The 12,657-nt window shown below is 62.3% G+C and carries 22 protein-coding genes; all 22 read left to right on the plus strand.

Translation table 11 applies throughout. The annotated features are described in order from the left end of the window. Positions 1–98: 98 nt before the first annotated feature. Positions 99–473 (plus strand): 30S ribosomal protein S12, encoded by a 375-nt coding sequence (gene rpsL / locus DIS04_RS08430; RefSeq protein WP_010626462.1) that lies wholly within the window; start codon positions 99–101, stop codon positions 471–473. A gap of 113 nt (positions 474–586) precedes the next feature. Continuing rightward, the gene (rpsG, locus tag DIS04_RS08435) at positions 587–1,057 is read left to right on the plus strand and encodes a 30S ribosomal protein S7 (RefSeq protein ID WP_010626463.1); all 471 of its coding nucleotides are present in this window, start codon (positions 587–589) and stop codon (positions 1,055–1,057) included. A 45-nt stretch (positions 1,058–1,102) separates the two neighbouring features. Continuing rightward, positions 1,103–3,223, plus strand: a complete 2,121-nt coding sequence (gene fusA / locus DIS04_RS08440) for an elongation factor G (RefSeq protein ID WP_111413334.1) — start codon at positions 1,103–1,105, stop codon at positions 3,221–3,223. Between the two features lie 29 nt (positions 3,224–3,252). Further along, positions 3,253–4,446 (plus strand): elongation factor Tu, encoded by a 1,194-nt coding sequence (tuf, locus tag DIS04_RS08445; protein ID WP_111413335.1) that lies wholly within the window; start codon positions 3,253–3,255, stop codon positions 4,444–4,446. Between the two features lie 163 nt (positions 4,447–4,609). After that, complete coding sequence (rpsJ, locus tag DIS04_RS08450) at positions 4,610–4,921, plus strand: 30S ribosomal protein S10 (RefSeq protein WP_010626466.1); 312 nt, start codon at positions 4,610–4,612, stop codon at positions 4,919–4,921. Between the two features lie 149 nt (positions 4,922–5,070). Continuing rightward, positions 5,071–5,709, plus strand: coding sequence for a 50S ribosomal protein L3 (gene rplC, locus DIS04_RS08455; RefSeq protein WP_111413336.1), 639 nt, complete (start codon positions 5,071–5,073; stop codon positions 5,707–5,709). Between the two features lie 14 nt (positions 5,710–5,723). Beyond that, positions 5,724–6,329: a 50S ribosomal protein L4 gene (rplD, locus tag DIS04_RS08460; protein WP_111413337.1), complete on the plus strand. Its 606-nt coding sequence runs from the start codon at positions 5,724–5,726 to the stop codon at positions 6,327–6,329. Beyond that, entirely contained in the window at positions 6,326–6,622 is a 297-nt protein-coding gene (gene rplW, locus DIS04_RS08465) for a 50S ribosomal protein L23 (protein WP_111413338.1), read from the plus strand. The genes rplD and rplW overlap by 4 nt, the downstream gene beginning before the upstream one ends. Positions 6,623–6,639: 17 nt before the next feature. After that, positions 6,640–7,467, plus strand: coding sequence for a 50S ribosomal protein L2 (rplB, locus tag DIS04_RS08470; protein ID WP_111413339.1), 828 nt, complete (start codon positions 6,640–6,642; stop codon positions 7,465–7,467). Between the two features lie 22 nt (positions 7,468–7,489). Next, positions 7,490–7,765, plus strand: coding sequence for a 30S ribosomal protein S19 (rpsS, locus tag DIS04_RS08475; protein WP_009098993.1), 276 nt, complete (start codon positions 7,490–7,492; stop codon positions 7,763–7,765). An 18-nt stretch (positions 7,766–7,783) separates the two neighbouring features. Then, complete coding sequence (gene rplV / locus DIS04_RS08480) at positions 7,784–8,116, plus strand: 50S ribosomal protein L22 (protein WP_097790618.1); 333 nt, start codon at positions 7,784–7,786, stop codon at positions 8,114–8,116. 11 nt (positions 8,117–8,127) lie between these two features. Then, entirely contained in the window at positions 8,128–8,829 is a 702-nt protein-coding gene (gene rpsC, locus DIS04_RS08485) for a 30S ribosomal protein S3 (RefSeq protein ID WP_111413340.1), read from the plus strand. 15 nt (positions 8,830–8,844) lie between these two features. After that, positions 8,845–9,258 (plus strand): 50S ribosomal protein L16, encoded by a 414-nt coding sequence (gene rplP / locus DIS04_RS08490; protein WP_111413341.1) that lies wholly within the window; start codon positions 8,845–8,847, stop codon positions 9,256–9,258. Further along, complete coding sequence (rpmC, locus tag DIS04_RS08495; protein ID WP_010626474.1) at positions 9,258–9,449, plus strand: 50S ribosomal protein L29; 192 nt, start codon at positions 9,258–9,260, stop codon at positions 9,447–9,449. Before rplP ends, rpmC begins: the two co-directional genes overlap by 1 nt. Position 9,450: 1 nt before the next feature. Next, positions 9,451–9,711 (plus strand): 30S ribosomal protein S17, encoded by a 261-nt coding sequence (gene rpsQ / locus DIS04_RS08500; RefSeq protein ID WP_111413342.1) that lies wholly within the window; start codon positions 9,451–9,453, stop codon positions 9,709–9,711. 39 nt (positions 9,712–9,750) lie between these two features. Next, positions 9,751–10,122, plus strand: coding sequence for a 50S ribosomal protein L14 (gene rplN, locus DIS04_RS08505; RefSeq protein WP_010626476.1), 372 nt, complete (start codon positions 9,751–9,753; stop codon positions 10,120–10,122). Positions 10,123–10,136: 14 nt separating this feature from the next. Further along, on the plus strand, positions 10,137–10,454 hold the full coding sequence (gene rplX / locus DIS04_RS08510) for a 50S ribosomal protein L24 (RefSeq protein ID WP_086507996.1): 318 nt from the start codon (positions 10,137–10,139) through the stop codon (positions 10,452–10,454). Positions 10,455–10,472: 18 nt separating this feature from the next. Next, on the plus strand, positions 10,473–11,012 hold the full coding sequence (rplE, locus tag DIS04_RS08515; RefSeq protein ID WP_111413343.1) for a 50S ribosomal protein L5: 540 nt from the start codon (positions 10,473–10,475) through the stop codon (positions 11,010–11,012). Positions 11,013–11,022: 10 nt separating this feature from the next. Then, entirely contained in the window at positions 11,023–11,328 is a 306-nt protein-coding gene (gene rpsN / locus DIS04_RS08520; protein ID WP_111413344.1) for a 30S ribosomal protein S14, read from the plus strand. 32 nt (positions 11,329–11,360) lie between these two features. Next, a complete protein-coding gene (gene rpsH, locus DIS04_RS08525; RefSeq protein ID WP_111413345.1) occupies positions 11,361–11,753 on the plus strand; it encodes a 30S ribosomal protein S8 in 393 nt (130 codons plus the stop codon). A gap of 9 nt (positions 11,754–11,762) precedes the next feature. Further along, the gene (rplF, locus tag DIS04_RS08530) at positions 11,763–12,293 is read left to right on the plus strand and encodes a 50S ribosomal protein L6 (RefSeq protein ID WP_111413346.1); all 531 of its coding nucleotides are present in this window, start codon (positions 11,763–11,765) and stop codon (positions 12,291–12,293) included. Between the two features lie 9 nt (positions 12,294–12,302). Next, positions 12,303–12,653: a 50S ribosomal protein L18 gene (gene rplR, locus DIS04_RS08535; protein ID WP_111413347.1), complete on the plus strand. Its 351-nt coding sequence runs from the start codon at positions 12,303–12,305 to the stop codon at positions 12,651–12,653. Positions 12,654–12,657: the final 4 nt, after the last annotated feature.

Raw genomic sequence — 12,657 nt, forward strand, 5'->3', positions numbered from 1 at the left:
ACCCCGTTAGACCTTAGAATTCGCAGCCTTTAATAGTGGGGTGGGTGCGCCCGCGTCCGCTGAAAAGGCAAGGCAACCATTGGAGTCAGCTACACAACATGGCAACGATCAATCAGCTCGTGCGCAAGCCGCGCAAGCGCCCCGCCGCCAAGAGCGACGTGCCGGCGCTGCAGGCCTGCCCACAGAAGCGCGGTGTCTGCACCCGCGTCTACACCACCACCCCGAAGAAGCCGAACTCGGCCCTGCGTAAGGTCTGCCGCGTGCGCCTGACCAACGGTTTCGAGGTTTCGTCCTATATCGGCGGTGAAGGTCACAACCTGCAGGAACACTCCGTCGTGCTGATCCGCGGTGGTCGTGTCAAGGACTTGCCGGGTGTGCGTTACCACACCGTGCGCGGCGCCCTCGATACCTCCGGCGTGCAGAACCGCAAGCAGGGCCGTTCCAAGTACGGCACCAAGCGTCCGAAGTCCTGATCGGCCTCGGTACGTTAACGACATCCATTTCGGTCTGATAAGAGTAAGGCCGGACGTCGCCAGAGGCGGGAGTTCCGGGTTTGCCTGAAAGACCCTTCGATAGAGGGCTTGTCATGCCTAGAAGAAGAGTAGTAGCCAAGCGCGAGATCCTGCCGGATCCCAAGTTCGGAAGCGAGCGCCTGGCCAAGTTCATGAACCACCTGATGGTCAGCGGCAAGAAGTCCACAGCTGAGCGTATCGTCTACGGTGCGCTGGACACGGTTGCCGAGCGTAGCAAGGAAGAGCCGCTGGAGATCTTCGATCGCGCGCTGGAAGCCATCCAGCCGATGGTCGAGGTGAAGTCCCGCCGCGTCGGCGGCGCGACCTATCAGGTGCCGGTCGAGGTTCGTCCGTCACGTCGCCAGGCACTGGCCATGCGCTGGCTGGTGGACGCGGCGCGCAAGCGCGGTGAGAAGACCATGGTGCAGCGTCTCGCCGGCGAGATGCTCGATGCCGCCGAGGGCAAGGGTTCTGCGGTCAAGAAGCGTGAAGACGTGCATCGCATGGCAGAAGCCAACAAGGCGTTCTCGCACTACCGCTTCTAAGTGCAGCGCTTCTCAACGCATCGCCAATCAACGGGGAGTTCCACCGTGGCTCGCAAGACTCCACTCAACCGCTATCGCAACATCGGCATCGTCGCCCACGTCGATGCCGGCAAGACCACCACGACCGAGCGTGTCCTGTTCTACACCGGTCTCTCCCACAAGGTGGGCGAGGTCCATGACGGCGCCGCCACCATGGACTGGATGGAGCAGGAGCAGGAGCGTGGCATCACCATCACCTCCGCGGCGACCACCTGCTTCTGGCAGGGCATGAACAAGCAGTTCGACGAGCATCGCATCAACATCATCGACACCCCCGGGCACGTCGACTTCACCATCGAGGTCGAGCGTTCGCTGCGGGTGCTGGATGGTGCCGTGGTGGTGCTGTGCGGCTCCTCCGGCGTGCAGCCGCAGACCGAGACCGTATGGCGTCAGGCCAACAAGTACGAAGTGCCGCGCATGGTGTTCGTCAACAAGATGGACCGCACCGGCGCCGACTTCTTCATGGTCGTCGATCAGCTCAAGAAGCGCCTCAACGCCAATGCCGTGCCGATCCAGATCAACTGGGGCACCGAGGAGGAGTTCAAGGGCGTCATCGACCTGATCCAGATGAAGGCCATCCTGTGGGACGAGGAGAGCCTCGGCATGAACTACGAGCTGGTCGACATTCCGGCCGAGCTCCAGGAAACCGCCGAGGAGTACCGCGAGCAGATGGTCGAGGCCGCAGCCGAAGCCTCCGAAGAGCTGATGGACAAGTACCTCGAGGAGGGCGAGCTGTCCGTCGAGGAGATCAAGGCCGGCCTGCGCCGCCGCACCCTGGACAACGAGATCGTCCTGGTCACCTGCGGCTCGGCGTTCAAGAACAAGGGCGTGCAGGCGGTGCTCGATGGGGTCATCGAGTACATGCCGTCGCCCACCGAGGTCAAGGCCATCGAGGGTGAGCTGGACGACAAGGACGGCACCATCGAGACGCGTGAAGCGGACGACAACGCCCCCTTTGCCGCGCTGGCCTTCAAGATCGCCACCGATCCTTTCGTCGGCACCCTGACCTTCATCCGTGTCTACTCGGGTGTGCTCAACTCCGGCGACAGCGTGTTCAACTCGGTCAAGCAGAAGAAGGAGCGTGTCGGCCGTATCGTCCAGATGCACGCCAACTCGCGCGAAGAGATCAAGGAAGTGCGGGCGGGCGACATCGCCGCCTGTATCGGCCTCAAGGACGTCACCACCGGTGATACCCTGTGCGACATCGAGAACAAGATCATTCTCGAGCGCATGGAGTTCCCCGAGCCGGTGATCTCCGTGGCCGTGGAGCCCAAATCCAAGGCCGACCAGGAGAAGATGGGCGTGGCGCTGGGCAAGCTGGCCCAGGAGGACCCGTCGTTCCGCGTCAAGACCGACGAGGAGACCGGCCAGACCATCATCTCCGGCATGGGCGAGCTGCACCTCGACATCATCGTTGACCGCATGCGTCGCGAGTTCAAGGTCGAGGCCAATATCGGCAAACCGCAGGTCGCCTACCGCGAAACCATTCGCGGCAAGGTCGAGCAGGAAGGCAAGTTCGTGCGTCAGTCCGGCGGTCGTGGCCAGTACGGTCATGTCTGGCTGCGTATCGAGCCGCTCACCGAGGCGGACAAGGAAGGCGACGAAGAAATGCACTTCAAGTTCGCCTCCGAGATCGTCGGCGGTGTGGTACCCAAGGAGTACGTGGGTGCCGTCGAGAAAGGGGCCTATGAGCAGCTGCAGAACGGCGTCATCGCGGGCTACCCGATGATCGACGTCAAGGTCACGCTGTACGATGGTTCCTACCATGACGTGGACTCGAACGAGAACGCGTTCAAGGTCGCCTCTTCCATGGCTGTCAAGGAAGGGGCCCGCAAGGCCAAGGCCGTGCTGCTGGAGCCGGTGATGAGGGTCGAGGTCGTGACGCCCGAGGATTTCATGGGTGACGTCATGGGCGACCTGAACCGTCGCCGTGGTCTGGTGCAGGGCATGGATGACTCTTCCTCCGGCAAGGTCATCCGCGCAATGGTGCCGCTGGGCGAGATGTTCGGTTACGCGACCGATCTGCGCTCCCAGACCCAAGGGCGTGCGAGCTACACTATGGAGTTCGCGAGCTACGAAGAGGCGCCCTCCAGCATCGTTGAAGCCGTCATCAACCAGAAAGGCTAACCGCTAGCAAACGTAAAGAGGTTATCGAAGTGGCTAAGGAAAAATTCGAACGTTCCAAACCGCACGTCAACGTCGGCACCATCGGTCACGTCGACCACGGCAAGACCACTCTGACTGCGGCCCTGACTCGCGTTTCTGCTGAGGTCTTCGGCGGTGAATGGCGTCAGTTCGACTCCATCGACAACGCTCCGGAAGAGCGTGAGCGTGGTATCACCATCGCCACCTCCCACGTCGAGTACCAGTCCGAGAAGCGTCACTACGCCCACGTCGACTGCCCGGGGCACGCCGACTACGTCAAGAACATGATCACCGGCGCGGCGCAGATGGACGGCGCCATCCTGGTCTGTTCCGCTGCCGACGGCCCCATGCCGCAGACCCGCGAGCACATCCTGCTGTCGCGTCAGGTCGGCGTGCCGTTCATCGTCGTGTTCCTGAACAAGGCCGACATGGTCGACGACGAGGAGCTGCTCGAGCTGGTCGAGATGGAAGTGCGCGAGCTGCTCAACGAGTACGACTTCCCGGGCGACGACACCCCGATCATCACCGGCTCCGCGCTGATGGCGCTGAACGGTGAGGACGAGAACGGCATGGGCACCACCGCCGTGGCCAACCTGATCAAGGCGCTGGACGACTACATCCCGGAGCCGGAGCGTGCCATCGACCAGCCGTTCCTGATGCCGATCGAGGACGTGTTCTCCATCTCCGGTCGCGGCACCGTGGTCACCGGTCGTATCGAGCGCGGCATCGTCAAGGCTGGCGAAGAAGTCGAGATCGTCGGTATCAAGGACACCACCAAGACCACCGTCACCGGTGTCGAGATGTTCCGCAAGCTGCTCGACGAAGGTCGTGCGGGCGAGAACGTCGGCGCCCTGCTGCGCGGCACCAAGCGTGACGAGGTCGAGCGTGGTCAGGTGCTGGCCAAGCCGGGTACCATCACCCCGCACACCGTCTTCGAAGCCGAAGTCTACGTGCTGTCCAAGGAAGAGGGTGGTCGTCACACCCCGTTCTTCAAGGGCTACCGTCCGCAGTTCTACTTCCGTACCACCGACGTGACCGGTACCTGTGAACTGCCGGAGGGCGTCGAGATGGTCATGCCGGGCGACAACGTCAAGATGGTCGTCACCCTGATCGCCCCGATCGCCATGGACGAAGGCCTGCGTTTCGCCATCCGTGAAGGCGGTCGTACCGTCGGCGCCGGCGTCGTGGCCAAGATCGTCAAGTAAGCCTCGGGCTTTTGACCGATCGAAGGGGGCTCCGCGAGGAGCCCCCTTTCTGCGCACCTTGGCGGAGTGTTTGACTCTTGCCTTCGGCGTGCATATAATGCGCATCCTTTGTATGCGTGGGTAGGCGGCGGATGCCGTCCACATCCATTGGAGTTTAGGGCAAATGCAGAACCAGAAGATTCGCATTCGGTTGAAGGCATTCGACCATCGCCTGATCGACCAGTCAGCTGCGGAGATCGTCGATACCGCCAAGCGGACTGGCGCCCAGGTGCGCGGGCCGATCCCGCTGCCGACCAATCGTGAGCGCTACACCGTGCTGATCTCGCCGCACGTCAACAAGGACGCGCGCGACCAGTACGAGATCCGTACTCACAAGCGTGTGCTCGACATCGTCGAGCCGACCGAGAAGACCGTCGACGCGCTGATGAAGCTCGACCTCGCCGCCGGCGTGGACGTGCAGATCAAGCTCGACTAACCACACTAGACACCCGCGGCCCAGCGCTCTTCCGAATGCGTCGAGCAGCAGCCGCCACGCCGTGATGGCGTCATACAACGTGCTAGTGGAATGCTCTGGAAAGGGCAGCCATAGCGGGTGATAGCCCCGTACACTAAAGGAGACTGAGAATGACTATCGGTTTGGTCGGTAGAAAGGCCGGTATGACCCGCGTCTTTACCGAAGACGGTGCCTCCGTGCCCGTTACCGTGATCGAGGTTGAGCCGAATCGCGTCACCAGCGTCAAGACCGTCGAAAACGACGGCTACGCGGCGATTCAGGTCACAGCCGGCTCCCGCAAGGCCAAGCATCTCACCAAGGCGCAGGCAGGTCAGTACGCCAAGGCAGGTGTCGAGGCCGGTCGTTCGCTGATGGAGTTCCGTGTCGCCGAGGGCGACGAGGCTCCGGAGGTGGGCGGCGAACTCACCGTATCCCTCTTCGAAGCTGGTCAGAAGGTCGATGTGACCGGCACCTCCAAGGGCAAGGGCTTCCAGGGCGCCGTCAAGCGCTGGAACTTCCGTACCCAGGATGCCACTCACGGCAACTCCCTGTCGCATCGTGCGCCGGGTTCCATCGGTATGTGTCAGACCCCGGGACGCGTGTTCAAGGGCAAGAAGATGGCCGGTCAGATGGGCAATGTCCGCTGCACCGTGCAGAGCCTTGAAGTCGTGCGGGTCGATGCCGAGCGCAACCTGCTGCTGATCAAGGGCGCCGTGCCCGGTGCTACCGGCAGCGACGTCATCGTTCGCAGCGCCGTCAAAGCTGGCTGAAGGGGATAGAACCGATGAATCTGAATCTTGCTGCAGGCGCGGGTACTGTCGAAGTCGCCGACGCCACCTTTGGCAAAGAATTCAACGAGGCGCTGGTTCACCAGGTCGTCACCGCCTATCTGGCCGGTGCGCGCCAGGGCACCCGCGCCCAGAAGACCCGTTCCGACGTGCGTGGCGGCGGCAAGAAGCCGTGGCGCCAGAAGGGCACCGGTCGCGCTCGCGCCGGCACCATCCGCTCGCCGCTGTGGCGCAGCGGTGGCGTGACCTTCGCCGCGCGTCCGCAGGACCACTCGCAGAAAGTCAACCGCAAGATGTACCGCGCCGCGATGCGCTCCATCCTGTCCGAGCTGGTGCGTCAGGAGCGGCTGGTCGCCATCGACGAGTTCACCGTCGATGCGCCCAAGACCAAGCAGCTGGTCGCCAAGCTGGGTGAGCTGGGCCTGGAGAAGGCGCTGATCGTCACCGAAGAGGTCGACGAGAAGCTCTACCTGGCCGCCCGCAACATCCCCAACGTGGATGTGGTCGACGTGGCTGCCGCCGATCCGGTGAGCCTGATCGCCTTCGACAAGGTGCTGGTCACCGTCTCTGCTCTGCGTAAATTCGAGGAGAAGCTGGCATGAACCAGGAGCGCGTATTCAAGGTTCTGCTCGGTCCGCATGTGACCGAGAAGGCCGCTTTCGCCGCCGAGCGCAACCAGTATGTGTTCAAGGTGGCCAGCGACGCGACCAAGCCCGAAATCAAGCAGGCCGTGCAGGTGCTGTTTGGCAAGAAGGTCGATCGTGTCCAGGTGCTGAACATGAAGGGCAAGACCAAGCGTACCGCGCATGGTCTGGGCCGCCGCCAGGGCTACCGCAAGGCCTACGTGACCCTGGCTGCTGGTGAAACGCTCGAAGACTTCACTGGCGCCGAATAAGGGCAGGAGTACGGATCATGGCAATCGTCAAGACAAAACCCACATCCGCCGGTCGTCGCCACCTCGTCAAGGTCGTCAGCGAAGACCTGCACAAGGGCAAGCCCTACGCACCGCTGCTCGAGAAGCAGTCGCGTAGCGGCGGGCGCAACAACCACGGTCGCATCACCACCCGTCACGTGGGCGGTGGTCACCGTCAGCACTACCGGCTGATCGACTTCAAGCGCACCAAGGATGGCGTTCCCGCCGTCGTCGAGCGCCTCGAGTACGATCCCAACCGCAGCGCCCACATTGCGCTGCTGAAGTACCTGGACGGCGAGCGTCGCTACATCATCGCGCCCAAGGGCGTGAGTGCAGGCGACCGTCTCGAGTCCGGCGTGAACGCGGCGATCAAGAAGGGCAACACCCTTCCGCTGCGCAACATCCCGCTGGGTTCCACCGTTCACTGCATCGAGCTCAAGCCCGGCAAGGGCGCGCAGCTGGCTCGCAGTGCCGGTACCAGCGCCCAGCTGGTCGCCCGCGAGGGCAGCTATGCCACCCTGCGTCTGCGCTCCGGCGAGATGCGCAAGGTGCTGGCCGACTGCCGCGCGACCCTGGGGGAAGTGAGCAACTCCGAGCACAGCCTGCGTCAACTTGGCAAGGCCGGTGCGAAGCGCTGGAGAGGCGTGCGTCCGACCGTTCGCGGTGTGGCCATGAACCCGGTGGATCACCCGCACGGCGGCGGCGAAGGCCGCACCAGCGGTGGTCGTCATCCGGTGACGCCGTGGGGTGTGCCCACCAAGGGCCACAAGACCCGCAAGAACAAGCGCACCGACGCGCTGATCGTTCGTCGCCGCAAGGCCAAGTAACAGACATTAAGGGGTAACGGCTGTGCCACGTTCACTGAAGAAAGGTCCCTTCATTGACCTTCATCTGCTGAAGAAGGTTGAGGCTGCAGTGGAGAAGAACGACCGCAAACCGATCAAGACCTGGTCGCGTCGTTCCATGATCCTGCCGAACATGGTCGGGCTCACCATTGCAGTCCATAACGGTCGCCAACACGTCCCGGTGCACGTCTCCGAGGAAATGGTTGGCCACAAGCTGGGCGAATTCGCTGCCACCCGCACCTATCGCGGCCATGCGGCGGACAAGAAAGCCAAACGGTAAGCCAGAGAGGATTGAGAGATGGAAGTCACAGCTAAGCTGCGTGGCGCTCGTTTATCCGCCCAGAAGGCCCGTTTGGTGGCTGACCAGGTGCGCGGTAAACCGGTCGCCGAGGCGCTCGACCTGCTGACCTTCTCACCGAAGAAGGCTGCCAAGCTGGTCAAGAAGGTGCTGCAGTCCGCCATCGCGAATGCGGAAGAAAACAACGGCATGGATATCGACGAGCTGCGTGTCTCGACCATCTGCGTCGATGAGGGCATGACGCTCAAGCGCATCCGTCCGCGCGCCAAGGGCCGTGCGGATCGCATCCTGAAGCGCACCTGCCACATCACCGTCAAGGTAGCCGAGAAGTAGGAGTCGACCAGATGGGTCAGAAAGTCAATCCGACAGGTATTCGGCTGGGTATCGTCAAGGACCACTCCTCGGTGTGGTATGCCGAGCGCGGTGCTTATGCCGACAAGCTGAACAACGATCTCGAAGTGCGTCGCTTCCTCGAGGAGCGTCTCAAGAACGCCTCGGTGAGCAAGATCACTATCGAGCGCCCGGCGAACAACGCCCGCATCACCATTCACACTGCCCGTCCGGGCATCGTGATCGGCAAGAAGGGCGAGGACGTCGACAAGCTGCGCCGCGACGTCACCGCGATGATGGGCGTGCCCGTGCACGTCAACATCGAGGAAGTGCGCAAGCCGGAGCTCGACGCCAAGCTCGTTGCTCAGAACATCGCCGGCCAGCTCGAGCGCCGCGTCATGTTCCGTCGCGCCATGAAGCGCGCGGTGCAGAACGCCATGCGTCTGGGCGCCGGCGGGATCAAGGTGCAGCTCTCCGGTCGCCTCGGCGGCGCGGAAATTGCCCGCACCGAATGGTACCGGGAAGGTCGCGTGCCGCTGCACACCCTGCGTGCGGACATCGACTACGCCACCTACGAGGCCAAGACCACCTACGGCATCATCGGTGTCAAGGTGTGGGTCTTCAAGGGTGAAATCCTCGGGGGCATCGAAGAGGTCCGCGCCAAGGCCAAGCAACAGCCGCAGGCCGCGCCCTCCAAGAAGAAAGGTTCCAGGTAAGGGGAGAGCGAGTCGATGTTACAGCCCAAGCGCATGAAATTCCGCAAGATGCAGAAAGGTCGCAACCGTGGCCTGGCGCATCGCGGAAGCAAGATCAGCTTCGGGGAATACGGCCTGAAGGCAACCGGTCGCGGCCGCATCACGGCACGCCAGATCGAGGCCGGCCGTCGTGCGATCACCCGTCACGTCAAGCGTGGCGGCAAGATCTGGATCCGCGTCTTCCCCGACAAGCCGATTTCCAAGAAGCCTCTCGAAGTCCGTATGGGTAAGGGCAAGGGCTCCGTCGAGTACTGGGTCGCACAGATCCAGCCGGGTCGGGTCCTGTATGAAATCGAAGGCGTGTCCGAAGAGCTGGCCCGTGAGGCCTTCTCCCTGGCCGCCCAGAAGATGCCCGTGTCCACCACCTTTGTGAAACGGACGGTGATGTGATGAAAGCCCAGGAAATTCGTGAAAAGTCAGTCGAGCAGCTCCAGGAGCAGCTCTTCGAACTCCTCCGCGAGCAGTTCAACCTGCGCATGCAGAAGGCCACCGGCCAGCTCAGCCAGACTCATCTGCTCAAGCAGGTTCGTCGGGACATCGCCCGGGTGAAGACTGTGCTCAACGAGAAGGCAGGTGACTGAGATGGCCGAAGAAAAGAAAGCCCGTACGCTCACCGGCAAGGTGGTGAGCGACAAGATGGACAAGTCCATCGTCGTCATGATCGAGCGCCGCGAGCGGCATCCGATCTACGGCAAGTACGTCAAGCGCTCTACCAAGCTGCACGCCCACGACGAGACGAACCAGGCCAAGGCCGGTGACACGGTATCCATTCAGGAGTGCCGTCCGCTGTCCAAGAAGAAGGCCTGGACGCTGGTCGAGGTGATCGAGCAGGCCAGGGGCTGAGCTCGGCGAGAGCAGTCAGATTAGGTTTGGAGAAAACCGATGATTCAGACTCAGACAATGCTGGATGTCGCCGACAACAGCGGAGCGCGCCGGGTGCAGTGCATCAAGGTGCTTGGCGGCTCGCACCGTCGCTACGCGCGTGTCGGTGACATCATCAAGGTCACGGTGAAGGAAGCCATTCCGCGTGGCAAGGTCAAGAAAGGCCAGGTCCTCAAGGCGGTAGTGGTTCGCACCCGCAGCGGTGTCCGTCGTTCCGACGGTTCGCTGATCCGCTTCGATGGAAATGCGGCGGTTCTGTTGAACAACACCAACGAACAGCCGATCGGTACCCGTATCTTCGGACCGGTGACCCGTGAGCTTCGTACCGAGAAGTTCATGAAGATCATTTCCCTGGCGCCCGAAGTGCTGTAAGGAGCGAGGCGGATATGCAAAAGATCAAACGTGACGATGAAGTGATCGTCATCGCCGGCAAGGACAAGGGCAAGCGCGGCACCGTGAAGCGCGTCCTCAAGGACGAACGCTTCGTCGTGTCCGGTGTGAACATGATCAAGCGTCACACCAAGCCCAACCCCATGGCGGGCAATCAGGGCGGTATCGTCGAGCGCGAGGCTCCGATTCACGCGTCCAACGTGGCGATCTTCAACTCGGAGACCGGTAAGGCGGATCGCGTCGGCTTCCAGGTTAAGGAAGACGGTACCAAGGTACGTATCTACAAGTCGACGCAGACGCAGATCGACGCCTAACGCGAGTCGGGTAGCAAAATGGCGAACTTGAAAGAACGTTATCAGAACGAGGTGGTGGCTCAGCTCAAAGAGCAGTTCAGCTACGCCAACGTGATGCAGGTGCCGCGGATCACCAAGGTGACCCTCAACATGGGTATTGGTGACGCGACCAGCGACAAGAAGCTGATCGAGAATGCCATCGGCGACCTGGAGAAACTCTCCGGTCAGAAGCCGTTGGTGACCAAGGCGCGCAAGTCCATCGCGGGCTTCAAGGTGCGCGAAGGTTGGCCGATCGGCATCAAGGTGACCCTGCGCGCCGAGCGCATGTGGGAATTCCTCGATCGTCTGGTCAATATCGCGATTCCCCGTGTACGTGACTTCCGTGGTCTCAACCCGAAGTCCTTCGACGGTCGCGGCAACTACTCCATGGGTGTGCGTGAGCAGATCATCTTCCCCGAGATCGAATATGATAAGATCGATCGGATTCGTGGGCTGGATGTCACCATCACCACTACTGCCAACACCGACGAGGAAGGTCGTGCGCTGCTGAGCGCGCTGAACTTCCCGTTCAAGAAATAAGGGTGGGATCATGGCAAAGAAGAGCATGATTGAGCGTGAGCTCAAGCGCACCAAGCTGGTCGAGAAGTACGCGGCCCGCCGCGCCGAGCTCAAGGCGATCATCCAGAACGTGAACAGTTCCGACGAAGAGCGCTTCGAGGCGACGCTGAAGCTGCAGCAGTTGCCGCGCGACTCCAGCCCGGTGCGTCAGCGTAACCGCTGCCGGATCACCGGCCGTCCGCACGGCTACTACAACAAGTTCGGCCTCGGCCGTAACAAGCTGCGTGAAGCCGCTATGCGTGGCGAGGTCCCTGGGCTGAAGAAGTCCAGCTGGTAAGCCGCCACGGAAACATCAGGAGCGCAATGTAAATGAGCATGCAAGACACTCTGGCGGATATGTTCACCCGTATCCGCAATGCGCAGATGGCCACCAAGGAGACGGTCACCATGCCGTCCTCCAGGCTCAAGGTCGAGGTGGCCCGCGTATTGAAGGAAGAGGGCTATATCACCGACTTCGCGGTCGCTGAAGGCACCAAGCCCGAGCTGAGCGTGACCCTCAAGTACTTCGAGGGCAAGCCGGTCATCGAGCACCTGCAGCGGGTATCCAAGCCGTCCCTGCGCCAGTACAAGGGCAAGGATGCACTGCCCAAGGTGGCGGACGGCATGGGTGTGGCGATCGTCACCACCTCCAAGGGCGTGATGACCGACCGTGCCGCTCGCCAGGCGGGCGTCGGTGGCGAAGTCATCTGCACCGTATTCTAGGAGTCTGGAATGTCCCGCGTAGCCAAATATCCGGTTAAAGTGCCCGCCGGCGTCGACGTCAAGCTCGACGGCGACCAGCTGACCGTCAAGGGCGGCCAGGGCACGCTGTCCATGACCGTTCACCCGGACGTGGCCATCGCCCAGGAAGAGGGTCAGCTGACCTTCAACCCGAGCGAGAGCGCCAAGTCCTGGGCCATGGTCGGCACCACTCGTGCTCTGGTCCAGAACCTGGTCACCGGCGTCTCCGAGGGCTTCACCAAGACCCTCGAAATCGTTGGCGTCGGCTATCGTGCCCAGGCAAGTGGCCAGACGCTGAATCTGTCACTGGGCTTCTCCCACCCGGTCGAGTATTCCCTGCCTGAGGGTGTCTCCGCGGAAACGCCGAAGAACACCGTCATCGTGCTGAAGAGCGCGGACAAGCAGAAGCTGGGCCAGGTCGCCGCCGAGGTTCGTGCCTTCCGTCCGCCCGAGCCCTACAAGGGCAAGGGTGTGCGGTACGCCGACGAGCAGGTGCGTCGTAAAGAAGCCAAGAAGAAGTAAGGCAGGGTTATGAACGCGAAGAAAGAATCTCGTCTCCGTCGTGCCCGCCGCGCTCGCGCCAAGATGCGCGAGCTGGGCGTGTATCGCCTGTGCGTCAACCGTACCCCGCGTCACATCTATGCGCAGATCATCTCGCCGGATGGTGGCAAGGTGCTGGCCAGCGCTTCGACGCTGGACAAGGACCTGCGCGAGGGGGCGACCGGCAACTCCGACGCCGCCGCCAAGGTCGGCGCGCTGATTGCCGAACGCGCCAAGCAGGCTGGCATCACCCAGGTAGCCTTCGATCGTGCCGGTTACAAGTACCACGGTCGCGTGAAGGCCCTGGCCGACGCCGCACGTGAAGGCGGCCTGGAATTCTAAAGGG

The sequence above is a fragment of the Billgrantia lactosivorans genome (genome assembly GCF_003254665.1).
Lineage (GTDB): Bacteria > Pseudomonadota > Gammaproteobacteria > Pseudomonadales > Halomonadaceae > Halomonas > Halomonas lactosivorans.